Source organism: Gillisia sp. Hel_I_29, from assembly GCF_000744275.1.
Classification (GTDB): domain Bacteria; phylum Bacteroidota; class Bacteroidia; order Flavobacteriales; family Flavobacteriaceae; genus Gillisia.
Genome location: NZ_JQLP01000001.1, coordinates 755,910 through 780,713 on the forward strand (window position 1 = coordinate 755,910; position 24,804 = coordinate 780,713).

Annotated in this window: 26 protein-coding genes and 3 pseudogenes; 13 read left to right on the plus strand and 16 right to left on the minus strand. The window is 33.6% G+C overall.

Features of this window, described 5'->3' with window-relative positions; translation table 11 throughout:
* Window positions 1–601: 601 nt before the first annotated feature.
* From P163_RS03375 to P163_RS03400, 6 genes are all read right to left on the minus strand, one after another.
* Window positions 602–1,285, minus strand: coding sequence for a DUF2490 domain-containing protein (locus P163_RS03375; RefSeq protein WP_034887591.1), 684 nt, complete (start codon window positions 1,283–1,285; stop codon window positions 602–604).
* A gap of 26 nt (window positions 1,286–1,311) precedes the next feature.
* The gene (locus tag P163_RS03380) at window positions 1,312–2,016 is read right to left on the minus strand and encodes a TVP38/TMEM64 family protein (protein WP_034887593.1); all 705 of its coding nucleotides are present in this window, start codon (window positions 2,014–2,016) and stop codon (window positions 1,312–1,314) included.
* A 3-nt stretch (window positions 2,017–2,019) separates the two neighbouring features.
* Entirely contained in the window at window positions 2,020–2,874 is an 855-nt protein-coding gene (locus tag P163_RS03385) for an SdiA-regulated domain-containing protein (protein ID WP_034887595.1), read from the minus strand.
* Window positions 2,875–2,950: 76 nt separating this feature from the next.
* Window positions 2,951–3,397 carry a PepSY-like domain-containing protein gene (locus P163_RS03390; protein ID WP_051931077.1) on the minus strand — a complete coding sequence of 149 codons (447 nt, stop codon included), beginning with the start codon at window positions 3,395–3,397 and terminating at the stop codon, window positions 2,951–2,953.
* A gap of 90 nt (window positions 3,398–3,487) precedes the next feature.
* Complete coding sequence (locus tag P163_RS03395) at window positions 3,488–4,756, minus strand: sensor histidine kinase (protein WP_034887596.1); 1,269 nt, start codon at window positions 4,754–4,756, stop codon at window positions 3,488–3,490.
* Window positions 4,753–5,430 carry a response regulator transcription factor gene (locus P163_RS03400; protein WP_034887598.1) on the minus strand — a complete coding sequence of 226 codons (678 nt, stop codon included), beginning with the start codon at window positions 5,428–5,430 and terminating at the stop codon, window positions 4,753–4,755. Before P163_RS03400 ends, P163_RS03395 begins: the two co-directional genes overlap by 4 nt.
* A gap of 127 nt (window positions 5,431–5,557) precedes the next feature.
* On the opposite strand from P163_RS03400, the gene P163_RS03405 reads away from it, so the two are divergent.
* Window positions 5,558–5,998, plus strand: a complete 441-nt coding sequence (locus P163_RS03405) for a PepSY-like domain-containing protein (RefSeq protein WP_034887600.1) — start codon at window positions 5,558–5,560, stop codon at window positions 5,996–5,998.
* A gap of 461 nt (window positions 5,999–6,459) precedes the next feature.
* On the opposite strand, the gene P163_RS03410 is transcribed toward P163_RS03405, so the two are convergent.
* The 4 genes from P163_RS03410 to P163_RS03425 form a co-directional block, all read right to left on the minus strand.
* Window positions 6,460–7,392: a HipA domain-containing protein gene (locus tag P163_RS03410; RefSeq protein WP_231556147.1), complete on the minus strand. Its 933-nt coding sequence runs from the start codon at window positions 7,390–7,392 to the stop codon at window positions 6,460–6,462.
* 20 nt (window positions 7,393–7,412) lie between these two features.
* Window positions 7,413–7,727: a HipA N-terminal domain-containing protein gene (locus P163_RS03415; RefSeq protein ID WP_034887603.1), complete on the minus strand. Its 315-nt coding sequence runs from the start codon at window positions 7,725–7,727 to the stop codon at window positions 7,413–7,415.
* Window positions 7,714–7,941 (minus strand): helix-turn-helix transcriptional regulator, encoded by a 228-nt coding sequence (locus P163_RS03420; protein ID WP_034887605.1) that lies wholly within the window; start codon window positions 7,939–7,941, stop codon window positions 7,714–7,716. Before P163_RS03420 ends, P163_RS03415 begins: the two co-directional genes overlap by 14 nt.
* A gap of 516 nt (window positions 7,942–8,457) precedes the next feature.
* Window positions 8,458–9,315 (minus strand): DUF4374 domain-containing protein, encoded by an 858-nt coding sequence (locus P163_RS03425; protein WP_051931079.1) that lies wholly within the window; start codon window positions 9,313–9,315, stop codon window positions 8,458–8,460.
* A gap of 60 nt (window positions 9,316–9,375) precedes the next feature.
* Between P163_RS03425 and P163_RS03430 the strand changes: the two are divergent.
* Both P163_RS03430 and P163_RS18260 read left to right on the plus strand, forming a co-directional pair.
* Window positions 9,376–10,122: pseudogene (locus P163_RS03430) on the plus strand (chloride channel protein); the annotation flags it as partial.
* Window positions 10,123–10,174: 52 nt separating this feature from the next.
* On the plus strand, window positions 10,175–10,342 hold the full coding sequence (locus P163_RS18260; protein WP_156100640.1) for a hypothetical protein: 168 nt from the start codon (window positions 10,175–10,177) through the stop codon (window positions 10,340–10,342).
* Between the two features lie 24 nt (window positions 10,343–10,366).
* Here P163_RS18260 and P163_RS18055 read toward each other — a convergent pair.
* Window positions 10,367–11,576, minus strand: a pseudogene (locus tag P163_RS18055) (IS3 family transposase).
* Between the two features lie 378 nt (window positions 11,577–11,954).
* On the opposite strand from P163_RS18055, the gene P163_RS03445 reads away from it, so the two are divergent.
* Window positions 11,955–12,581: a putative quinol monooxygenase gene (locus P163_RS03445; RefSeq protein WP_156100641.1), complete on the plus strand. Its 627-nt coding sequence runs from the start codon at window positions 11,955–11,957 to the stop codon at window positions 12,579–12,581.
* Between the two features lie 76 nt (window positions 12,582–12,657).
* Window positions 12,658–13,521 (plus strand): helix-turn-helix domain-containing protein, encoded by an 864-nt coding sequence (locus P163_RS03450; protein WP_034887607.1) that lies wholly within the window; start codon window positions 12,658–12,660, stop codon window positions 13,519–13,521.
* A gap of 581 nt (window positions 13,522–14,102) precedes the next feature.
* Here P163_RS03450 and P163_RS03455 read toward each other — a convergent pair.
* Complete coding sequence (locus P163_RS03455; RefSeq protein WP_081891279.1) at window positions 14,103–15,236, minus strand: glycosyltransferase family 2 protein; 1,134 nt, start codon at window positions 15,234–15,236, stop codon at window positions 14,103–14,105.
* A 230-nt stretch (window positions 15,237–15,466) separates the two neighbouring features.
* Here P163_RS03455 and P163_RS03460 point away from each other — a divergent pair, with 230 nt between their 5' ends.
* Window positions 15,467–16,615: a zinc-dependent alcohol dehydrogenase gene (locus P163_RS03460; RefSeq protein ID WP_034887610.1), complete on the plus strand. Its 1,149-nt coding sequence runs from the start codon at window positions 15,467–15,469 to the stop codon at window positions 16,613–16,615.
* Between the two features lie 228 nt (window positions 16,616–16,843).
* On the opposite strand, the gene P163_RS18265 is transcribed toward P163_RS03460, so the two are convergent.
* The 3 genes from P163_RS18265 to P163_RS03470 form a co-directional block, all read right to left on the minus strand.
* Entirely contained in the window at window positions 16,844–16,999 is a 156-nt protein-coding gene (locus P163_RS18265; protein WP_156100642.1) for a hypothetical protein, read from the minus strand.
* 152 nt (window positions 17,000–17,151) lie between these two features.
* Entirely contained in the window at window positions 17,152–17,565 is a 414-nt protein-coding gene (locus tag P163_RS18065) for a DDE-type integrase/transposase/recombinase (RefSeq protein ID WP_081891280.1), read from the minus strand.
* A gap of 206 nt (window positions 17,566–17,771) precedes the next feature.
* Window positions 17,772–18,155: a helix-turn-helix domain-containing protein gene (locus P163_RS03470; protein ID WP_034887612.1), complete on the minus strand. Its 384-nt coding sequence runs from the start codon at window positions 18,153–18,155 to the stop codon at window positions 17,772–17,774.
* Between the two features lie 329 nt (window positions 18,156–18,484).
* On the opposite strand from P163_RS03470, the gene P163_RS03475 reads away from it, so the two are divergent.
* From P163_RS03475 to P163_RS03485, 3 genes are all read left to right on the plus strand, one after another.
* A complete protein-coding gene (locus P163_RS03475; protein WP_034887614.1) occupies window positions 18,485–18,865 on the plus strand; it encodes a transposase in 381 nt (126 codons plus the stop codon).
* A 254-nt stretch (window positions 18,866–19,119) separates the two neighbouring features.
* Window positions 19,120–19,344, plus strand: coding sequence for a hypothetical protein (locus tag P163_RS17730; RefSeq protein ID WP_051931083.1), 225 nt, complete (start codon window positions 19,120–19,122; stop codon window positions 19,342–19,344).
* 118 nt (window positions 19,345–19,462) lie between these two features.
* On the plus strand, window positions 19,463–20,596 hold the full coding sequence (locus tag P163_RS03485) for a low temperature requirement protein A (protein ID WP_051931085.1): 1,134 nt from the start codon (window positions 19,463–19,465) through the stop codon (window positions 20,594–20,596).
* A 158-nt stretch (window positions 20,597–20,754) separates the two neighbouring features.
* Here the strand turns inward: P163_RS03485 and P163_RS03490 are convergent.
* A pseudogene (locus P163_RS03490) lies at window positions 20,755–21,252 on the minus strand (type 1 glutamine amidotransferase domain-containing protein); the annotation flags it as partial.
* Between the two features lie 560 nt (window positions 21,253–21,812).
* Here P163_RS03490 and P163_RS03495 point away from each other — a divergent pair.
* The 4 genes from P163_RS03495 to mobB all read left to right on the plus strand — a co-directional run bounded on the left by P163_RS03495 (window position 21,813) and on the right by mobB (window position 24,800).
* On the plus strand, window positions 21,813–22,160 hold the full coding sequence (locus tag P163_RS03495; RefSeq protein ID WP_034887616.1) for a single-stranded DNA-binding protein: 348 nt from the start codon (window positions 21,813–21,815) through the stop codon (window positions 22,158–22,160).
* Between the two features lie 98 nt (window positions 22,161–22,258).
* On the plus strand, window positions 22,259–22,708 hold the full coding sequence (locus tag P163_RS03500) for a RadC family protein (RefSeq protein ID WP_034887618.1): 450 nt from the start codon (window positions 22,259–22,261) through the stop codon (window positions 22,706–22,708).
* A gap of 668 nt (window positions 22,709–23,376) precedes the next feature.
* Window positions 23,377–23,757, plus strand: a complete 381-nt coding sequence (locus P163_RS03505) for a BfmA/BtgA family mobilization protein (protein ID WP_034887619.1) — start codon at window positions 23,377–23,379, stop codon at window positions 23,755–23,757.
* Window positions 23,758–23,768: 11 nt separating this feature from the next.
* Window positions 23,769–24,800, plus strand: a complete 1,032-nt coding sequence (gene mobB, locus P163_RS03510; protein WP_034887621.1) for a MobB family relaxase — start codon at window positions 23,769–23,771, stop codon at window positions 24,798–24,800.
* Window positions 24,801–24,804: the final 4 nt, after the last annotated feature.

Genomic DNA, 24,804 nt, shown 5'->3' on the forward strand with positions numbered 1-24,804 from the left:
TTTCTAGGTTTATTAAAATAGTAATTTGTGCTGCAAGAACTATCTTGTAACTGGCATTTGCCTTTACATATGCGGTATGAATTCACAACTTCTTTTTAGATTAGTTTGAATTTTTTACTTGCTTTTTTTAGCGTCGTATAATAAATAATCTCATTTTGATCTAAACCAATTTTACTTGATAAGATCTATATTCATACTTTATTAAAGGAATTTTTAAAACCTGGATATGTTAAAGTTTCGTAAATCTTATGGTTGAGTTAATTTTGTAACGTTTTTAACGATCTTATTGAAGGTTAGAATGTTGATGTGGTGTATGTCTGAAGAGAACATTCAGCTACATAAAGATAGAGTGATCTGGATTGGTAGAAAAATGATTGATTTAGGTGTTGTGAATAGCCCAAGGAAATTAGGAAAAAATAAAACCCCGATAATTAAATGATTATCAGGGTTTTTAAGTACTCGAGGCGGGAGTGCTTTAAAATTTGCTCGTGCCTCTATTATTGGACTTTCCAAGCATAGCCGATGGGAGTGTCCCCGAAGTGGACACCTTTAACTAAATTTTAACTTTTAAAGGATCAAATTACTATTTATTTAATCAAATTTAGTTCAGATTCAGACTCATCCCAGTTAGTATAAAAAACTCATGTTCCAGATCTTGAGAATAGTTTTCTATCCTATATTCGAAACCAAGCTCAAGTTCTAAATCTTTCAAAGCAGAAATTTCTAGATCAATTGAGAATCTTTGTTCGGCCTCTGGTTTTAGTTGGGAAGAAATAGCATATAAAGCTTCCGTTCCTAATGTTAAAGAGAAATTTTGGTCTAGAGGAAATAAATATGATATATCATATCTTAGACGATGTATTGTATTTTTTCTAAATCTCTGTTCGAGGCGTAATCTATGGAAGAGAGATGAATTTATAGGCACAAATTTTATTTGCTCAATAATTCTGATTTCATTTGTTTCAATAGGATTGAAGATTTCTTTAAATCTATATCGCAGTCCTAGACTTAAAAGCAGTGATTCATTGGTTTGATAATTCGTAAAATGATTCAACTCGAGGTGCTCATGTTGATACCCAAATATTCTTTCACCATCAAATCTTTCTTCGAGCAGACTGCGACTACCTACTCCAAAATTCATAGACCATCTGTTTACTAAAGTGAGAGAAACCTCGAATTCATTTTCAAAAAAGTAAGATTGCGTATTTTGTGTAAATGCAAGATTATTGCTCGTAAGAAAAAAAAATAAGAAGAGAGTTATTTTTATTTGAGCCTTGAAAGTCATTTATCCTTACTGTTGGAATTTTAAATTTAATTTCTTTTACATTTATCCCAGTAAACATATAGTCCGAAAATTACCAAACTAACCAACGATCCCCATAATAATCCGTTTTTTAAAGAATCGGTACTTTTGCCTATTACAGCTATAAATAGTGTTAAAGGTGCAATCCCAACTATAGTAGCAAAAATAAAGCGCCAATATCCCATTTTAAGAATTCCCCCAACAAAACTTATCGCATCATTTGAAAGAAAAGGGTTTAAACGTGTAACGATTACTGCCCAAAAACCATAATCTTCCAAAAAATTGGCGATCTTTTTTTCAGATTTATGACCAATTAATTTCTCTACAATCCCAGGTCCAAAATATCGACCAATCCAATAACCTGTAGAGGAGGCGGTAAATATGGAAACCAGTACAATTAAACTACCCCAAACCGGACCGTAGGCCAAAATCGAAACAACCATAAGCGCAACGGACGGAATCACTAGAAGGAACATTTGCGCTACCATACATAATACTAAGAGCAAAGGGCCAAACCAACCAAAACCATCTACCCAGTTTTTGATACGTTCATTATTATTGCTAGTAAGTACGCTCCAGCTCTCATTTAAGAATTGTTGTACGCTGGGAATCAAAAAATAAGAGCCAATTATCAGTGCAATAATGCTTATGGAAATATATAATGGTGCTTTGCTTTTTTTAATTGAAGCATTTTCGAGAGATGCAGTATTCATATATTAATTTTTCTTTAAAATAACCTCTAGAATGTTGGCTGGGTTACTCCCTGCCTCATTCGATATGAAGAGTCTGCCGGTAGGAGTAAATGTAAGACCTTCCGGTTGATTAAATTTATCTTCATCTAAAGCGTATAATTTTTTAAATTTTCTGTTCTTATCTAATATGAGCAGCTTGGGATCTTTAGCGTCTAAAATATATATCTCACCGGTTATAGGATGAATCTCAATGTCTGAAGGTCTCAATCTTTTACTTATATTATTGCTAGAATTTTCCAGTAACTTATCCTTCATACCAAGTTTAATAAAGGGGTTTTTATTTAATTCTTTAGTTTTTAAATTAAAGGAATATACCCCTTTATAATCATCACTACCTGATTCTCTATCTTTAATGGCTAGTAAAAGCTGATGATGAGCTAGATCCAGACAAAGTCCTTCGACATTATTAGAAGCAGTTAGGAAAGTTTCAAACTTTGAGATATTTGGATGATTCTCCATAAAATTGAGAATTTCGAAAATAGTACCATCACTTCTCAACGCGTATGCATTTTTTTCATGTATTGCTAGACCTTCATAATCTCCTTTGTCAGCAAATTCTATTTTCTTCTCAATCTTGGATGTTTTTAAATTATAGATAAATAGGATCCCATCTTCATCCTGAATTCCCACAATTTTATTTTCGTCAATCCATTCTATTCCTGAAATTTCAGACAAAATTTTGGGAAGTTCCCATGTGGATTCGATCTGATAGGAATAATCTTTATTCTGTGTGAAAGTTCCTTTTCTCTCAAATGAGAAAATTAATCCTCCCACCAAAATAAGTACTCCGAGTATAATTGATAAAACAGTTTTGTTCATAATTGATAATTTTAAGTAAAAAAATCGCTTTATAAATAGGCATTTATAAAGGTTGATATTTCTTGTAGCTACTAGATTAATCAAAATATTTTATCTGTGGATTTTGATCTCCAGTTGAATTAAAAACCAGTTTTTCGTCCATTAGGCTTCCATCAATTTCTATCTGGTAATAAGTAATTTTTCCAATTTTTAAAATTTCATAGTCATCAATTTTTCTCATATCATAATTAGTCTTGATGGTGTTATTCACAGCTTCTGGTAATTGGGAAGACAAGATTTCATACTTATATTTAATCAAGTTACCATCCCTCGCAATTATGGCGGAATAATCTATATTTTTATATTCAAATTCTACTTCATACTTATCTTTAAATTCCTCCCATCTAATATCTATTGCTTCTGGAAATTCTCGCTGAAAAGTATTTAATACCACAGAAGGAGTTTTCACATCAGGACTATCATTGTAATTACAGGATATAAGGATTCCTGCTAAAATCACTGTCATTAAGATTCTTCGTTTCATATTACAGATTTTAAAGATTACCGCAATATGAAACTGAAATCAGGAAAGAACCTGGAATTTATCTTGTAAGATTATATTTTGGGAAGAAATTTAGGATTTTGGAAATACTACTTTGAAAATGTGTCTTTCATCAAAATAATATTCTAATTCTAGATCGTATTCATCAGCTATGGCTTTAGAGATTGCCAAACCAAGACCATTGGAATTTTTACTGCTTATTTTATAGAAACGGGTAAATAATTTCTCTTTTTTCAAGGCTTCTTGTGTAGATAAGTTAGAGATTCTTATCTCTTGTTTCTCAATTTCAATATTGATCAGACTTCCATTTTCCCCATAAACAATTGCATTTTTAATGAGGTTGGTGAATAGAATGACTGCCAGGTCCCTATTCATTTTAAAAACAATGTTTTCTTCGGATGTTATTATACACTCCATTTGTTTGTGAGCAGCAAAATCTGAAAAATCCTCAACCACTTCTTGGATAATTGAAATGATGGATACCTCTTGTACATAAAGGAATTGTCGATTTTCAATCTTACTTAATAGCAGCAAGGATTTATTAAAGCGGGTCAAACGCTCTAAATTATTCAGTACCTGGGCAATTTGCACTAATTCACTTTCGCTTAGATCATAGTTTTCAATATATAATTCTAACTTATTGATACTAATAGCCAACGGAGTCTGCAATTCGTGGGAAGCATTTTCGATGAACTGCTTCTGACCTATAAAGCTATCTCGGGATTTTTGCAGGAGGACCTGAATTTGTTTATTCAATAAATTAAACTCTTCAATTGAAGTTTGCTGAACCTTTATATTTTCATCCTTTTCAATATTAAAATTTTTAAGCTCAGTGATAAGTTTGTAGAATGGGTTCCAAATTTTATTGAGGACAATATTGTTCAAAAATATTATTGAAATTATTAAACCTAAATATAGCCATAAGAGTGAGTACAAGAGATCTTCTATAAGATCGTCTTCTTCGACCATCGAGGTAATAACTTTTATCTTGTAATATTCATTGTTATGTTTAAAAACACTTTCCAATAGCCTTACTGGTTCAAAATCCTCTTCATTATGCATATACATCAAAGTGTCTCGGTAGTGATCTTTGATATTATTAGCATGTTCTGATTTGATTTTTTTGAGCGTATAATAACCATCTCCAAAGTCATTTTTCTCTTCAATAGAAATATTTTCTACTGCACGACGAATCACTAACATTTTTTGATTTTCTAAACCATCGTCCATACTATCGTATATTTCATCCAGCATGGCATAATAAAATATGACCGCCCAAATTGAAAGAAGAACAAATAAGATTATTGCAAAATATCTGGTAGTATAATTTAGTAATTTCATAAACTTATCAGTTTATATCCAATTCCATAAACTGCTTTTATTTCAATGTCAGCCTTATATGTATTAAGCTTTTTTCTTAAATTCTTTATTTGGGAATAAATAAATTCAAAATCATCACTTTGGTCTATATAATCTCCCCAAACATGCTCTGCAAGTGCAGATTTATTTACCAACCTGTCTTTATTTGTGACAAGGTATAAGAGAATGTCAAATTCTTTTCTATTAAAACTAATTTCGTTATTATCAATAAATACCAGATGTTTATCAAAATTGATAGACACATTAGCAATGTTCAGAATATTATATCCATCAAATTTTTTGCGTCTTAAAACAGCATTTATTCTTGCATGTAATTCTGCAATATGAAAAGGCTTTGGCAAATAATCATCTGCTCCCAGATCCAGTCCTTTAATTTTATCATCTAAAGAATCTTTAGCAGAAACTATAATTACGTTATCTGATATTTCTTTATTTTTAAGCTCCTTTAGAATTTCAAGTCCGTTGCCATCTGGCAGAGATATATCAAGCAAAATACAATCATATTCATATACACCAATTTTGGAAAGTGCATCATGATATCCATCTGCAGTTTCTACTACAAAATCTTCTCTTTCCAAAGAATTTTGCATATTCTCTCGCATTTCCTGCTCGTCTTCTATTATAAGTATTTTCATATTCGGTGATAAAGGTTAAAAATACGAGCTAATTCTAGAAAGATTTGGGAATTTCAATTTTATTATAAGTTCCTAATTTCTTCCAGTTTTGGCTTCTTTCTTTGAATCAAATTAAAAAACAACTATTATGAAAAATTTAAAATTAGCTGCTCTTACTTTATTTGCAACTGTGGCAGTAAATGCGCAAGACTTAAAAAATAACGAAGTTCCAAGGGATTTAAGACTAAATTTCGAAAAGGAATTTGTCAATGCCACAAATATAGAGTGGGAAAAACAAAATGATCTCTACAAAGTAGAATTTGATATAGCTAGAAATGAAAATGAAATTTGGTATGATGCTTCCGGAAAAACTATAAAAACGGAAAAAGAATTAAATGAAGCAGAACTACCACAGGCTATCAAATCTAAAATTAGTACTTCTTATTCTTCTTTTAAAATTGAGGATATAGAAATGAAGGAAGAAGCGGGTAAAATTACTTACGAAGTTGAATTAAAAAAAGGTTGGAACAATGAAAAAATGGTAATTTTTGATGAAATTGGTTCCATTATTAAAGAATATGAGGATTAAAGAACTTACATTAATATTAAATGTATATAAGCTATCAAAATTTATTTGATAGCTTCATTTGTTTGAGAGAAGATTATAGGAGCTTGTACTTTATGTGTTTTCCTTATTAAATTATTCTTACGGATTAATATAATTTTTTTAAATATCTCTTCGTACAATGGAGGTGACTATTCTTTATAAACTGGAATAGCTATGTTTATACAACAATTATAATTATGATCTATCAAATTAATCGCCTTCATAAATGCTACCACTTACTAAATCGAAAAAAGGAGCGGGTATGATATGTAAATTTTATTAATTATTAAAGATAAATTTTAAATAGAGGTATTTTTTAATTGGAAACTCGAATAACATTCTCGTTACATGTTATAAAAAGTCAGGTATTTCTGTTCGAATGAAATAAGCGATTATAACTATAAAACAATCTATTATTGAAGATATGCGTAAATCAATATATATTAGTCAGTCGTTCTTAAATTTATTTCTGTTGATTCCTGGATTATTAGTTTTTTAAAATTTTCTTTTCTTTCGTTTGAAAGAAAACTACGCTCAATCAATTCTTTCCACTCAAACATACCTCTCCCAATTCGCTTCCAAAGATTATCAATTGCCTTTTCTGGGATATGTGCTTTTAACATAGCTTCATTAAAATCATTCTGCCTTAGTTTTCGCTTTTTCCCGTTAAGTGTTAGCGCTAGATCTTCATCTTCTTCTGGCATTAGTAGTTTTACAGCAAGAATGTCATAGGCCGGTGCCAATTGATATGAATTGGTTTCTGTAGATATCAAAGAAAAGTTCTTTAAGTGCATATCATTATTACCAATTAGGTAAGATACTATTACCTGTTCATAAAAATGCACTACGTCCATCAATCGATTTCCATTATGCTTTAAGATAGCTCTGGCAATTTGTTCATATGAACCTCGATATTTATGTTCTGTAAGCCGTTCAGTAAATTGGCAGGCATCTTCCATAGCATATTTATTGTTTTTCTGATCCCGATCGATTCTACGTGTAAGGTATGCGAGCTCTCCATCTTTCAAAGGAATTAGTAAGAAAGGAACTGTTGCAATTCCACAAGCCTGAGCCATTAACATCGATAATGCCTCTATTTCCGGCATTTGAGGATACTGTGAATAAGGTGGTTTTAAAATATATTTACCATCCAATGCTCCTACTATGGTTAATCTTTTATTTTCTTCTTTGTTAGTGAACCCTAATGAAAGTTTTGGCTGCACACCGGGTACCGTTATACGTTGTGAGATATTTTCTTTGGCTAGTTTTTCCAGTTCTAATATTGAGAAGTTTAATTTCAATACAGGAGTTTCATTTTGCCAGAAATCTGCAAGACATTTAGGATGATAAATTATATCATCCTTTTTTAAGGGCATAAAACAGGCTAAACAATTTTTCATAACGGTGTCACACTTATATTGCCTATACAATCTTTACAGGTGTCCATCAGTAATCCCATACGATCACGTGGATTTAATTTCCAGTTTTTTTGAGCGATATTTAATAACCAACCTTCTGGTATTAAACCATCAAAAAATGGAAATAAATATTCGGCTTTAAAAGGTTCTTTTTGAAGTGGCAATGTCAAACTAACAGGTTTCTTAACCATACTATCTAAATAAGTCTTTTCATACTGAAAAAAATATCCTTCCTCATTTTCAGATAGTATTCCAGCTAATACATCGTCAATAAAAATTTTAGCTTTTCTCATTTGTTATAGGCTGAGGTTTCAAAGTAGCACCAAAAAAAAGCAATACCTGATTTACTTTATCAGTCATTAAATTGGGCTTACCTTGTTCTAGGTCACGAACAAAACGCAGCCCTACTCCCGTCAGGTCGGACAGCTCTGTTTGGGTCATTTTACTCGCTTTCCTCTGTTTTCGCAAATATTCGGCAATAGGATTGCTGCGATTCCATTTTTCCATAATATACCTTTACGGGTGCAATATAATAAAATTATCATGTTTTATACCTGAATAGGTATATTATTTAATTTTTTAAGAAAATATACCCAATGAGGTATATTTTAATAATTTTGATTAAATCCTACTGAAAAATATCTCCGAATTTTTCAGAGCTGAAAAGCGATTCGTAATAATGAAAAAGTCAGTAGCCGTGAAAAAGAGATAAATTGCAATGAAACTATTCCTATTGCAAAAAATAAGTGCAGATTTGACGACAACTTAAAACTATTTAAGTAATAACTATTCCTTTATCTATTCTTTGGAGTGAATATAAGGTAGGTAGAAAGATACTATGGTAAGATAAGAGTACAATTTTTATTCAATGGTCACCCCAAATTCACTATAACTTACTCTATGCTTAATTTCTGTTGGGTGTAATTAAGGGCTAATTAAGTATTAAACGCTTTTTTTTCATAAATATAAAACGCGCATTCTAGTTAAAAGAATACGCGTTTTTTAATTAATTTGCTAATTCACTTATCTTAAACGTCCTATTCCACCAACGAATGAAGCTTCTACTGTTGCTCCTTTAACAGCTGTTGCAGTACTAATATCTGTTTGGTAAATATTTACAGTACCATTAGCATCAGAAATTGAGGTATATACTTTTCCTTCTTCTTTAAAAGCTGCAAAACTGCGCCCGCCGTTTCCGGTAAATTCCGGCGCACCTTCGATAAGAGAAATAGTTTGACTTGTAAGATCTACAATTGCTAAACGCAAGTTTGTATCACTCCAACGATTATCTATTGTACGTTCTGCAACAGTTACGGCTGCAAATAATTTATTATTTCCAATATAAATAGCATGAGCAATACGCCCTCCTGTCATAGCTTCGCTTGTATTGAAGAAATAATCTGGGTCAAAAGAACTGGTACCTGCTGGAATTCTCAAGATTCCAGCGGGCTTAGTCGATTGGCTATATCCATTTGTAAAGCTAGAATTTGAAATAGTATATAGATCACCATTTTCAGCTTTAAAAATACCGCTTCGCGTATTAAAAGCACCTGCTGGTCCTACACGAGTATCTGTAATTACTTTTACAAACTCAAAGCCGGGGTAGCTATAAATTGCTACATATTGTGTATCAGTATTTTTGGTTTCGTAAGTAGTGGCATTTACAGGGTAAAAGGTTTGATATAATTTCCCTCCGCTTATCTGCATTCCAGTATGAAAAATCCAATCTTGAGTAATATCATACACACTGCTAAATGGAATGTTGGTGATATTGTTTTTTGTATTGGAGGCAATATCTACCGTATAAAACTTTATGTTTTCACCCATAGTCGGACTTAAAGGAGAAGAAATACCAACCATGGTATTTCCATTTCGATCCACGTCTTGAAATCCGTCTACTTGAGAATCGAAAGTAAGGCCAGATTGAATATTTAGTGTTCCATCTTCAGAGGCTGTAATGGTATTTACATCGGGTTATTAATTTGCACATTAATCGGTGCAATAGTTGGGAGTATTTCAGCTTTTTTTCTCTTAAGTTTAGAATGGGCAACTAACTGGAGAGAATTACATTTATGGATTATATGGTTACTTCCTTTAGGAGGTTTTGTAATAGGACTTTCATATTATTTTTATGGAGATAGTGTTGTCAAAGGCAACAATCTGCTTCTAGAAGAATTTCATTCTCCCAAAAAGATAATTCCATTTAGAATGGCTCCCTTAGTACTTTTTGGTACAGTGCTTACTCATTTCTTTGGTGGATCTGCTGGAAGGGAGGGAACGGCTGTACAAGTTGGCGGTGCGGTCGCGGATCGATTTACTAAACTCTTTAAATTATCCAAACTAGATCGGAAAATCGTTCTGATCGCTGGTATAAGTGCAGGATTTGCTTCTGTTTTTAGAACACCTTTGGCTGGAGGAATATTTGCTTTGGAAGTGTTGATTTTGGGAAGACTTAGATTAGATGCCATCGTTCCAAGTTTCATAGCAGCTGTTTTAGCTGATTTCTTTTGTAGAATATGGAATGTTTCTCATACTCATTATTACATTAAAGAAATTGCCGATATGAATCCTGAAAATCTTTTATGGGCATTATTGGCAGGAATAATTTTTGGTCTTGTTGGAATGTTATTTTCTAAGTCGACTCACTTTTGGAGTAATCTTTTTAAAAAATATATTAGTTATCCTCCTTTTACCTCAAAATGAAATAGAAACTGTTTTAGAAAAGATAAAGGAAGGTAGTGTGTTCACACATTGGGAGGATGATAATGATCGAAAACATACGCCAGATGCTCCTGTGGGGCATTTTAAAATGTACTATACGAGCAATATTGATGATAGTGTTGAACCAATACTATTAGATAATCCATATCCTGAATTGATGGAAGTTCCAATAGTGGACTTGCAATAAAAAACTGGACTTTAAGTTGAGTGACTATGCTGCTAGTTTTTGATTATACATATCTCTTTCAAATTCTTTAATGGTTCTGTTTCCTAAATAAGAATGTCTTCTTCTGGTATTGTACCAGGTTTCTATCCACTGAAAGATAGATAACTCTGCCTGTGATCTAAGTTTGTACTTATGCCAATATACCCACTCTACTTTTAGAGATTTAAAAAAGGATTCCGCCACGGCATTGTACCAGCAATTTCCTTTTCGACTCATAGATTGTTTTACCAGGCCATTATAACTTTTAAGTAGATTGGTAAATCTTTGGCTGGGATACTGAATACCTCGGTCTGAATGGAAAATCAAAGGTTGTGTGATTTTGGTATTTTTAATAGCCATCTGCCAAGCTTTTATAACAGTATCTTCGGTATTTAGGGTATCACTTAAATTTTCTATTAAATAGATCGATAATCACTGTTAGATAACTCCAACCCTGATTGGTCTGAACATAGGTAATATCGCTTACCCATACTTGATTAGCTCTAGCTACATTAAAGCATTGGTTCAACAAGTTTGGTGCTATGGGATATTTATGGTTACTATCGGTGGTGGCTTTAAACTTACGCTTTCTCTTAGCATATAAATAGTTTGCCTTCATTATACGGGCTACCCGTGGCTTTGAAATCTTAAAGCCTAAAGCTTTCAATTCAGCTTCTATTCTCGGAGCTCCATAGCTCTGGTGGCTATCCTCAAATATATCTTTGATTAATGAAGAGAGCTTCTGATTTTCTTTCCAAAGGGTGCTGGGACCAGATTTTAATCAATGGTAATAACCGCTTTTACTCACAGCTAATATAGTGCACATCTTACGGGCAGGAAATTTCATACGATGCTGTTTTATGAACCTGTATTTTTCTTGTCGCTCGCGGAGAACCTGCCAGCCGGCAGGCTGGGATGCCAATCGCCTTTTTTAAGATATCACGTTCTAATTCGGCTTCTTTAAGCTGTTTCTTTAAACGAGCTATCTCTTTTTGTTCATCGGTCATTTTAGGATTACCCTGGCCGGGAAAACTATTTTTACCATAATTCTTTTGCTCTTTACGCCACCGGTAAAGAACAGCAGGTAAGTAATCCAAGTCTTCACAAACCTGTGCTACACTGCCTTTGGCATAACTTAATTCTACTGCTTTTTGTTAAACTCTAAAGTGTAATGTTTGGCTTTACGTCTCATAATTGCTAAGTTAATAACTTGCAATAATAGTCACTCAACTCTATGTCCAGTCTAATGTAGTAATTCCAAGTACTAAAAGGTTTAATTTTTAGTCAACCTATTTCAGGAAATGACACTTCTCCGCATTACGCACAACGTTTAGTATATGAAGCGTACCGCCCGAATGGGAGCTATGATTTCATATAAAGTGTTATGAGCTTTTTTACATTCTTCATTGTCACTGGAAAATTGTCCATGCTCAAGTCTCTTATCTCCATTCCAAGGCCCCTTATTTATTTCCACATTTGCAGTGTAACAAAATAAGTCAAAATGAAATTTAAAAGTTTATTTAAATTAAGTAGCTTAGTTCTACTTCTAGGGATAACAATTCAAACATTTTCTCAATCTAAAAAAAGCAATATTATGGACAACACAAAAAATGAAAAAATCGGATTATTAGTAATCATGAAAGCGAAAGAAGGTAAGGTGCAAGAAGTGAAAGAGTTTCTTTTAGGTGGTTTATCATTGGTAAATGCAGAACCAAAAACTGAATCTTGGTTTGCATTTCAAATAGATGAACAAACTTTCGGAATTTATGACACATTTGAAGCTGAAGAAGGCAGACAGGCACACTTAAAAGGAGAAGTGGCAAAAGCCCTATTGGCCAATGCTGGAGATCTTTTAGAAGGTTTTGATTCTAGCAGAGACATTAAGACCGTTGATGTTCAAGCAAGTAATCATAAAGTGGGTAATCAGAATAACGGATTGTTGGTGATTATGAAAGCCAAAGAAGGAAAGACATCTGCAGTGGAGGATTTCTTACAAGCGGGCCAGTCATTGGTAAATTCCGAGCCTGCAACTTTATCATGGTATGCTATTAAAATCAATGAAGAAACCTATGCCATTTTCGATACGTTTGCAGATGACGCTGGCAGAGATGCTCATTTGACAGGGAAAGTAGCAGCAGCGTTGATGGAGAATGCGCCTTTAATTTTGGAAGGCTTTGATGCTTCAGCTATTCAAAAAATTAACATTCTAGCTTCAAAATAAATATTTGATTTAGGAAAGGAGTGCTTTTGGCACTCCTTTCTTTTTAAATTTGAATGAGCTAAAAAATAAATTTAGTATGGCCCAAATAATTATAGACAAACAAAACGGGGAACTTGCGTTTAGATTAGAAGAGTTCAACGACCTAAGCCAGTTTGATCATTTACAAAGAAGAAATTATTATTCTATCGTTTTGTTATGTGGAATTAGCTATGAACTAAGCGTTGATTTTCAAAGTTTTGAATTGCAAGGAAATCAAATGATTTGTTTGGCTCCGTATCAACCTTTCATGATATGTTCTGAAGAAAAGTGTCAGGGTTATTTATTGAATTTTCATCCCGATTTTTTTTGTACATATAGACATCAAAACGAAATAGAGACCGAGGGATCCCTTTTTAATAATTTCCATGGTTTACCCTATTTTACTGTAAACGAGCAAAGCCTATTTCTTAATTTGATTGATCAAATTTCGAAAGAGATGGACAAAGACTCAATTGCTCAGCATGAAGTTCTTGTGGCATTTTTAAAAGTGTTTTTAATAGAAGCGGTCAGACATAAGAAACAATTTGATCAACAATTAACTCCCAGATTGTCAGATTCAAAAACAGAAATTTTACAAAATTTAGTCGATGCAATTGAGAGTAATTATTGCAAATTCCATTCTCCCCAAGAATACGCAGATGAACTATGTGTAAGTCCTAAAACTTTAGCCGGTATCGTCAAGAAATATCTCAATCAAACGACTTCATCCTTAATTTCAAATAGGATTATTATTGAGGCGAAACGAGAACTTTATCTAACTTCTAAACCAGTGAAACAAGTTGCTGCTTTTTTAGGTTATGACGATGAATTCTATTTCAGTCGTTTTTTTAAAAAGAAGGTAGGAGTATCACCTGATAATTATCGTAAGACAGTTGGTTTTGCTAAACTAGATTCAAATTAATGTCTTGTCCTGAAATATGGCTACAGGTTAATCCCGATAACTATCGGGAGATTTACGCTGTTTTTAAATATACCATATTCGGTGTTTTATAGTCTAAAGATAAATGTAATCTTATTTCGTTGTATAGATTAATTGTTTTTTGTTGCTCTCTTTGCGTGTTGTAGGCTATCAAAGGTCTAGTCGAGATAGAACTCGTCTTTTAGAATCTCTCTAGAGTTAATTTGATTAAAAAGCCATTCAAATTGGTTTACCGCCGTTTTTACAGTTTCATTTTTACCTAGAAGATACGTATAGCATTTTGGGTGTGTTTCAGTCTTAACTTCATTGTTCTCTGCAACCCAATACAATGATTTGGAAATAAATGTAAATCGCCAATCGGAAGCTTTTTTGTTGTGATTTCCTGCAGCTAAAATTTCATATCCTTTAAATATTTCAACAATTATTTCAGTGCTTGATTCTAATTTATCATTTCCGCCTTTACCACTAATTATTAAAACACGTTTGGTTGTTTCAATTTTCGGTAAAGAAACCGACTTCCTATTTTCTGAAGATAAAAAAACGGTATAAATTGGTTTTTTCTTTTACCCAATCGGGCGTATTGGAACTCTTGCTTTTTTAAAAATAAGTAATTTAACAAGGATAAATAGTAAGTAATGTCCCAAACAAATTTGTATCATAGTTTGCAGTGGTAAACTTTGATTAAAAGCCCTAGAAATAAGCAACAATAAAAGCCCCAAGCTAGGAAAACCTAAAAAATTTATCCAAGCACTAAGTTGCACGCTTATGATCAACTTATCATTAAAGCGTAATCTGCTATTGTTAAAAATTTTAATTAAACATTGCATATTGCCGTAAATCCATCGATTAAGTTGTTTACATATACTGATAGTGGTAGAAGGGATTAAACCTTTACCAACTATTTTAGGAATATACCATAGGTTACAACCATTGGCTAACAATTTAATTCCTAAATTAGCGTCTTCGGTAAGGGAAAAAGATTTCCAACCTCCTACCTTATTTAAGGCTTTTACAGAAATTAATGTAAGCGTACCCGTAGGTAGAGCTGTACCTTTCTTATTTCCACCATTAGCATATGTATTAAAGTAATGTTCAAATTCTTTTACTAGAAAATTTTGCTCCGAAGCATTATAATAAGCTTGCGGAAATTGTACAACTGCTAATTTAGAGTTTGTAATATAGCGAATTGCGGTAGATAAACATTTTCTATCTAACATATAATCCGCATCAACCGTAATAACGTAACGTGTGGAAGGATGAGATTTTTTTCTACAAAAATCTAACGCACCTGCCTTGAACCCTTTAAGCTTTTTCTGGTGGAAAAACTTAACTTTATTATGTGAAGCACAAAATTCCTGTACGGGCTTCCAATTAGCCTCTTGGGATGAATTATTGTCGAAAACAATAATTTCGAAGTTTGAATAAGTCTGGTTTAAACAGCTCTCTATTACAGGGATGACAATCTCTGGTGGCTCATCACAAATAGGAATATGAATTGAAATAAATGGGGAATTTTTGTTCTTTCTAAGAGGAGTATAAGTACGTTTTTTTCTATATGCTAGCCATAACTGACTTATTAATTGGAAATAGTGAAAACCAAAATTAATAAGTAATAAAAACACAAAAATTGAAGAATCGTACCACATTAAAACTAAACCCACTAAAAATATAATACTATACAGAAAACCTCTCCTCATAAAACTTTATTAAGATGATAAAATTAAAGAATGTGGGTAGGTATAAAGTGCTTTATACGGAAAACACTTAACTGTATTGCAGACTATTTTCTTAATTATATTATGTATGTAGTATATAGTTTTTACAATATTCATAAAACTTGTTAAACTTAAATAGTTCTTTCATTACAAATGTTACATTTAGTATCTTAAATAAATTACTCAATTAGAAACCAATTAAATAAATCATTATGAAAGCATTATGTTATCACGGAAAGGAAGACGTTAGAATTGATAATGTCCCCGATCCAAAAATTGAAGATCCAAGAGATGTTATCATTAAAGTGACTTCTACCGCAATTTGTGGATCCGATCTCCATATTTATGGCGATCTAATGCCTACCATGAAGGATGGTGACATCCTTGGTCACGAGTTTATGGGAGAGGTTGTAGAATTAGGAAAAGATGTCAAAAAATTAAAAAAAGGAGATCGTGTTGTAGTTCCGTTTACGATTGCCTGCGGAAATTGTGATTATTGTGATGATCACAAATATTCTCTTTGTGACAATTCTAACCCGAATGAAGAACTTTGTAGAGAAAATTTAGGACACTCCATTTCCGGGCTATTTGGATTTTCGCATATGTTGGGAGGATTTTCTGGAGGACAGGCTGAGTATGTAAGAATTCCTTATGCAGATTTTGGACCAATTAAAGTTCCGGATTCTTTAAGTGACGAACAAAGTTTATTTCTCTCTGATATTTTCCCAACCGGTTATATGGGTGCAGAAAATGCAGATATTAAACAAGGTGACACGGTTGCAATATGGGGTTGTGGACCAGTAGGCCAATTTGCAATACAAAGTGCTTGGATGCTAGGAGCAAAACGTGTAATTGCTATAGACGTGATTAAAGAACGTCTAGATATGGCTGAGAAACATAGTAAGGCTGAAGTTATTAGAACTGTAGATGCAGATGAAGTATATGCCAAACTGATGGAAATGACAGGTGGCAAGGGCCCTGATTGTTGTATTGATGCGGTTGGTGCAGAAGCTCACGGTACGGAAGGCTTCAATAAAGATCTTGATAAAGCACAGCCAAATGCGTTGGCTCAAATATTTAAATCCTGTAAAAAAGGAGGAAATGTTTCTATACCCGGCGTTTATGTAGGAGAGGTTGATGGGCTACCAATGGGAATGGCAATGAATAAATCCCTTAATTTAAAAATGGGACAAACACATATGCAACATTATTTAGATCCTCTACTTAAAAAAGTAGAAGAAGGAAAAATAGATCCTTCTTTTATTATCACACACAGAATGAAATTAAGTGAAGCTCCGGAAGCTTACAAGAAATTTAGAAATAAAGAAGATGGTTGTGTGAAAGTGGTTTTGACCCCTTAATTTTTTAAAAATAAAATATTTCATTTATGTATAAAATCCTTTGTAAAATTTTACAAAGGATTTTATATATAGAAATGATCTAATGTAGTCAAGATGAAATGGAATTTAAAAATTTGTCATGTGCCAAAATAGGTTGACCTTTTTTTAGGTTAATTATTAATTCAAAAGCAGTTATTTTTTTGTTTTTGCGAGAATAAAATTTGGAAAAATTTCCTAGCTTTTCTGGGCTTAATTTTCCCACATTTTATTTCCCGCCCTCTGCGTAGTTTTTTCGACAACATCATGCGGTTTTTCTTTTATAAGAAAGGTATTTCGTTTCATTTTAACTGCAATGAACTTCTTCTGGAGTTTTGAATTGAAGTGACCAATGCAGTCTTTTTTCATTGTAAATTCTTACGGCTTGAGCAATCATTTTAAAGGCAGTTTCTTTGTTTTTGATGGATTGTTTTAGACCAAATTCCCCCCCCCCCTCTTTAAAATTCCATTAACACGTTCAGCGACAGTGTTTTCATAAGGTTCATATTGTTGGGTAATGCTTAAAATGAATCCTTTTTTTTTTCGGCATATTCAGAGAAAGCAGGACAGCAATATTGGATCCCCCTGTCTGAATGGTGAATAATTTCTTTTTCGTGATGAATAGCGTTTCTTTTAGCCATTTTTAGTGCGTGGATCACGATTTCTGCAGGCATTTTGTCGGAGTAACTCCAGCCCATAATTTTCTTGGAATAAAGATCGGTTACTAAAGCCAAATAGGTGTGTCCAGAATCCGTTTTGATGTAGGTTATATCGGCAACAAACACCTGTTCGGCATGAGTTATTTCCAATTCTTTAATTCTGTTAGGAGACTTGTAAAATCCATGTTTAGAGTCTGTTGTGATGTGGAAGCGTTTAGTTTTCTTTATGAGCATTCCGTTAAAACGGAATAGGGAATTGAGCTTGTTACGACCCATTTCGATACCTTTTTGTTTGAGTTTAGGAGCGATTTCTTCGTATAGCTTTACGGTTCCTGTTTTCCGTCTTTATTTTCGAATTTCAGCGATCATTTCTAATACCGTTTGGTTTGATTTTTCTTGAATTTTATCTGCTTTAATTTTCTGATAGTAAGCTTGTTTAGATATCCCGAGAGATTGGTATATCCAGCGTTTCTTAAAAGGTTTTAATCCTTTAATTTTTTCTTTTTGCGCTGAATCTCGTTTGCCAATTTCCCGGGCAAGAACTTTTTTGAGAGTTCCTTTCCGGTAACTCGTTCAAACTCAATGATGATGTCTTGCTGGAAGTCTTTGATGCCTTCTAAATCGTAGGTTTTTTCGCGTAATGCTTTAATCTCATCGTCTTTGCTTCTGTATTTTTTTTCGGTCATATAATTGGATAGTTTCTTTTGCCAATAGGCGATTGTACTTTTGGAAATGTTGTATTTCTTGGAAGCAAAGTTAGCAGAAATTTGTCCGTTGGCAATTTGCTGAATGACGAAAATCTTGAATTCAAAAGAGGTTTCTTTACCGTTTCTTTTTCGGCAGGGCTGATTGTTTTGTGTGTCCATAGGATACTAAAAGTGTTTAAATTTTAGTCAACCTATTTTGGTACGATAGATTTTTTAAGCTGACGCACAACGGAAAAGGGCTTTGCGAAGGAGCGGATTAGAAAGACTGAACTCTCAACTTTGTACTAATTTAAGCAAAATCATTTTATCTATTTGCTAATTTACATTTTAAAAGCAAATAAAAAATTGGTTTTTGCGGATTAAATGCAATAACCTTGAATTAAGCACTTAACCCGCTATTGCTTATACACATTGTGCCTGTTGCACAAGTTAGCAAAAAGCTAACATACGGTTATACTTAATTTACAGTTGTGTTCTAATTTCATGGTATGCAAGGAAAAAAAGTATATCAAGAACAGCTGTTCAACAGTTTTCAGCTGAGTGAGCGGGTGCCGGTCACTAATTTCTACCGCCGATTGAAAGAATCCTTACACTTAGATTTTCTCTATGATCTTACACGTGGCTTTTATGGCAGCAGCGGTCAGAAGAGTATAGATCCGGTGGTGTTCTTTAAACTTTGCCTGGTGGGCTATTTAGAGATTATCATCAGTGACCGCAAACTTATCGAACATTGCAGTATGCGGCTGGATATCTTGTATTTCATCGGGTATTATATTGATGAAGAGCTACCCTGGCATTCTACCATCAGTCGTACACGACAACTCTTCCCAGAAGAAGTGTCTCATCTTTGTTGTGCGCAGGCTTATTAGTATTAATGTTTTAATTATGCTTTTTCACATTATTTTGGTAATCCGACAAGCAGCTTGGAAATACTTGTAATAACTTTTGCTTTTGTTCTTCAATTCCAATTTTAATAATCTCGATGTATTCCGCTTGAATCTTTGCAGTTGATCATTTACAATACCCTTTAGTCAAATCAGGATATTTTACTGCCATTTCTTTAGAATCTGCTAAACATTTTTCCATTAATATATTAGCGCTTTCATTTGTACAACTTTGGTTTTTGGTTCAGCCAGTACGGGTATTATTACCTTACAGGGAAGAATTGGTAGGAGACATTCGAAGAAGCAGGTGGCACGGTGGCGTTATTGATCTAATAATGGATTCAGTAGGTGGAATGGTTGGAATTGCCAATTTTATTTCTAAAGAAGATAAATTAGCAACTATTGATCTTAGAATTGATGATTTACAAGGTGCAAAAGCATTTAATTATTTTAAGATAATTTAGTACTTTTGGGCAATAGACTAACAGCAACAAGTATGCAGGCTTTCCAGGAAGGTTAAGTGGTTGCTGAAGGAAAAGTCGCTTACAATTTCATTAAAAGTAAATCCTGAAAATTGAATATTTGGAATATTTTCTAAAACACCGACATGCTACTTGGCTCGAACTATTCTTCGACCTTGTTTTTGTATCCAGCATTGGAGTAGTAACTCATTCTCTGGCGCATACTCATAATAACCATTTAACTCCTGAACAGATTTGGCTATTCCCATTACAATTTATTTTGATCTGGTGGATCTGGATCGTACATACCTTATTTTCCAATCGATTCAATCATGATAATAGGACTGAAAGAATCTTTAGTCTTACAATTATGTTCTTGATGATAATCATGTCTGCATTTTTTGGAGATGATCTCTTTCAGGATTATCCTGCCTTTGTCGGTTTTTATGCGGTTATAAAGTTAATATTGGTGTTTTTATTTTTTAGAGCATCTAATCAAGACCAGCACTCTGTAAGTTATGCTAGGAAAAGTGGTTATATAATTCTTTTAGGCACGGGAATTTCAGCTATTTCCATTTCCTTGGAAACACCCTTAAGGGAAATTGTTTTGGTTTCAGGAATTCTAGTTGAAATGCTCGGTATTTATCTTGTAAGTACACGGAATTTGGAGAAACCAAAACCAGTCCATCGCGAACATATGGTAGAACGAATAGGATTATTTTCAATAATACTTCTGGGAGAATCTATTATAAGTCTTACAGGTACTTTAAGAAATGTCAATTGGGACATTTTAAGTATTGTGGCGGCAGTTACGGGTTTTATTATGATTGGCCTTATTTGGTGGATATATTATGATAGTTTTCATGTTAATGAGCGGATTAAATCTATGACCAACGGGTTTCCTATGTTGTATTCCCACTTGTTTTTAGCTATGGGTTTTGTAATCTTGGCTAATGTGATTCGACATGCTATTTTAAATGATCTAAATATGGATGAGTTTAGAATTCTGGCGATTACGGGAATGAGCTTTTTTTATATCGGAAAACAAACCGTTTATATTGTTTTTATTCCTCCCTTCCGTAAAAGGATGACAATTAATACACTGGTATGTATTTTTATAACCATAGCATCAACCTATTTGCCAAAAATAGAGTATGCGCTTGTTGGAATTACAATAGGTATGCTGTTTTACACGTTTGCCAATTTCAAGTTTATCTTAACCAAGGATATATCTGAGTATGTTTCGAAAGAATAAAATTATATAGACTTGCGTACAACGCATATTTGTGTATGAATAGTAGCGAAATTTTTGCGATCACTTTTGCAAAGTAATTTACAAAATAAAAAAGAATAGCGACTTGGATTAAAAAACTAAGTCGCTATTACTTATACACGTGTTGTTGTGAGTAGTTTTTACTTTAACTTTTCTAGTAATAGTTCGGCAACTAGTTCTGAAGATGCAGGATTTTGTCCAGTTATTAATAAACCATCTTCGACCGCATAAGGATTCCAGTCTGCTTTTTTAGTGTAAATTCCACCATTACTCTTTAATATATCTTCAACCAAAAATGGAACAACAGAAGTTAGTTGAACAGCTTCTTCTTCTCCGTTTATAAATCCAGTTACTTTTTTCCCATTAACCAAAGATGTCCCATCCGTATTTTTTGTGTTTTTAAAAATTGCAGGAGCGTGACAAACAGCAGCAATAGGTTTATTGTTGTTATAAAAATCTTCTATTAAGGCAGTTGAGTTTTCATCTTCAGCTAAATCCCATAAAGGACCGTGTCCACCAGGATAAAATACTGCGTCATAATCTGCTTGATTTACAGTTTCCAATTTTATTGTTTTAGACAAGATCTCTTGAGTTTCTTTATCATCATTAAATCTTATGGTTGCTGGAGTTTGGAAATCTGGTTAAAAGTATAAGAAAGTGTAATTATACTTAAAATGGGGAATAGTGGTGTTTCCCTAAGAATATCTTGGGTATCCTATTCATTTTCCTAATGATGATCAGTTATATAAGTAGTTGCCTGTCCTCATGTAGTCTTATACTTAAAACTAAGTAAAAAAGGACGCCCGCTAAATCGGAATTCCATTCACTCATTTACTTCGCTTCCGGTTGTTTTTCAATTTCAGTATCTCCATTTCCTTCCGGCCGTTGCTGTCCTTACCTTTTTTGTAATGCAAAATACCAATATTTAGAAGTTAGTCCAGGTTGCATAAGCCAGTCGTCCCTCCTTTTTATAAACCTTCCCTAATTCTAAATATTAGCAACTGTATCAGCATCAAAAAAGGGAACAGCAAACGGCGCTATGGGAAGTAAATCAAAAAATAAAAATTATGAAATCATTTCAAAACAACAAAAACGGAAGCGAAGTAAAAAAATCAAAAAAGGAAAACGCTCCGGATATAATAAGTAAATCAACGTTTAATCAACCTGTATTAAAAGCAGGTATCTAAATCTTTTAATTATGAGTAGTCTAAGAAACCAAGTACAGTTAATCGGTAACGTAGGGAATACCCCAGAAACCAAAAATTTCGAAAGTGGTAAAAAAGTATGCAGTTTTTCACTGGCTACCAATGAGTACTACCACAAGGAAGGGGAGAAAATTCAACAAACCGACTGGCACAATGTAGTGGCCTGGGGAAAACAGGCAGAGCTTATCGAAAAATATGTCGATAAAGGTAAAGAAGTGGCCATCCGCGGCAAACTGACTTCCAGATCCTATGAAACCCAAAGCGGAGAGAAACGATATGTTACCGAAATTTTAGTTAGTGAAATCCTGTTTTTGGGAAGTGGAGAAGCTTCCGGTAATTAAGCTACCTGGACTTTTTAGTTCTCGAGTAAAAACAAAGAGGGCGTCATCGTCGAAAATTTCGCCCTCTTTTAATTATTAACCCTTTAAATAAGCTAATGATGAAATCCAAAGTTAATGAAATAGCGGTAAGCTACAGCGGAAGCTTAAAAACAAATTTGCTTCCAAAAATAACCAGTTCGAGATGTGCGGCCGATTTGGCATTTAACCACTGGAATAAAAATAATATTGAATTGCAGGAAACTTTTAAAATTATACTGCTTAATAATGCTAATAAGGTTAAAGGAATTTATGAAGTTTCTAATGGAGGTATTACAGGGACCCTGGTCGATATTCGAATCCTATTCGCAGTAGTATTAAAGTCCTTGACCACGGCAATAATTTTAATGCACAATCACCCCAGTGGAACCCTTAAACCAAGTGAAGCAGATAAAAGCCTGACCCGGAAAATTAAAAATGCGGCATCTTTTTTTGATGTTAAAGTACTGGATCATATTATTCTAATTCCTGATGGTAATTATTACAGCTTTGCAGATGAAGGCATTCTGTAATTTACCTGGCCAATGCTAACCAGATTTTAAACACTTCTAATTTTAGGGGTGTTTTTTTAGGCTCAGATATTTCTTAATGAATCTTTTAAGCAAAGCAGTTCTATAACAGGAACGCGCAAAATAGCCTGGTTGGTGGTGCTTAAAAATATGAAGCATTTTACGTTCAGTTCAAGTAAAAAAGGAAAATCCCTGTTATCTGGATTTTCCTTTCTTTCATTAAATGAAAAATTCAAATGATTTTAAATATAGCAAAAAGTTTATTCGTCAGGTATTCTTTGCCTTGATTTTGTAAAAATAATGTATCTTTATTACACTGATTTTCAGTATTCAAATTTACGCAGTGTATCCATTTTTGACTTTCGCCGATATTCCTGCACATCAAAAAATTATTAATTCGGAAATTTTTCCGGGAATTGGCAAGTGGCTTTTGACTGTCTATATGGACAGGCAACAAACCAAATTGTACGGCATTTTTGTCCCGCGCTGCGGGACGAAAAGGAGTAGCAAGAGGGTAACACGCTACGCGATGTTAAGCACTCCTTTTCGTTTTTAAATAACTGTAAACCAGTTGTTTAAAATATATTCAAATTCCTGTTTTTAAGCAATTTGCGACAAATGCCCTGCCAGGGCCCAATTTTAGGGAAGAATTTGCGACAAATCGACGAATTATGGATTCATTTATTGGCATCAGGTTCAAAAAGGAAACAGCAAAACGCTTCCAGGAATTTTCAAGAACACATTTCAAATCACACACCGAAGCCCTGGAGACAATGCTCGACTTTTTCTTCTATAACGAAATTTCTCCAAGAGAAAAATTAGGGCCTACAGGTAGGACTATCGAAGCTTCTTTTAAGAAACGTATTAATGCGGTTATTGCCATTATGAGGGATATGGAAAAGACGCAAACCAAACCTACAGTTGCGATGATAGAATCACTTTTTCAAACCGATGAACCAATAAAGAAACCATTGATTTTAGAAAAGAAATTTATAGAGGAAAAGAAGGAAGTTCGTTTCCAAGAAAAACTAAATCCAAACAATCAACTTTAAATTTTTGAAAAATGTATATCACAATCACACCTCAAAAATTAGGTGGCACATACTCCCAAAGTTCAGCTGATTTTGTGGGCTATTTGGAGAAAGAAAACCAAGGTCTGGAACAGGAAAAAATGGAGCACTTTTTTAATCAATACACCGATAATATTTCTGCAGAGGTAGTGGTAAAAGATATTGATGGAAATGGTGGAAAGCTTAAAAAGACCGAACCGAAATTCTATTCCATTACGGTCAGCCCTTCACAATATGAATTGAAAAGATTACAGAACCATAGCGAGGATCTAAAAAAGTACACACGTGAACTCATGAAAGATTATGTTGCTTCGTTCAATCGAGAAATCAACGGATGCCCTATAAGAATCGATGATATAAAATATTATGCGAAGATCGAACATCAACGAACCTTTAAAGGAACGGATATACAGATCAAAGAAAATCAACCTTATGCTACAAAAATACTTCAGCTAAAGAATGAAATCAGAGGAATTCAAAATGGGACGGTTAAAGGGAATATTAAAAGTAAAAAGCGGGAAATTATCAAGTTGGAACGTGAGGCACCAAATCAACAAGAAGGAAAGCGAATTGTGCAAGGAATGCCAAAAGCCGGAAACCAAAGTCATATCCATATCATCGTTAGTCGCAAAGATGCTTCCAATACCTTCAGCCTTTCGCCCGGAAGCAAGCACAAAGCTTCGGAAGTGGAGATGCACGGGAAGCAAGTGAAACGCGGTTTCGATCGTGATAAGTTTTTTGATAGTGCAGAGAAAACCTTTGATAAAACTTTTAGCTATCATAGAAATTTTGCCGAAACCTACCAGGCAAGAAAAGATTTCATCAAAAATCCGAAAATCTATTTTTCTGCCCTGATGAAACTCCCCACAAACGAAAAAGCACTTGCCTTTAAAATAATGGGCAAGGCTGGCATCCCAATGATGCCTCGTATTCCTGTTACACAAGCACAGTTAGCGATGAGAATATTTAAGCAGCTTAGACGTGGAGCGGAAGTGGCTATTAAATCGAGTTCCATAGGAATCTAATATA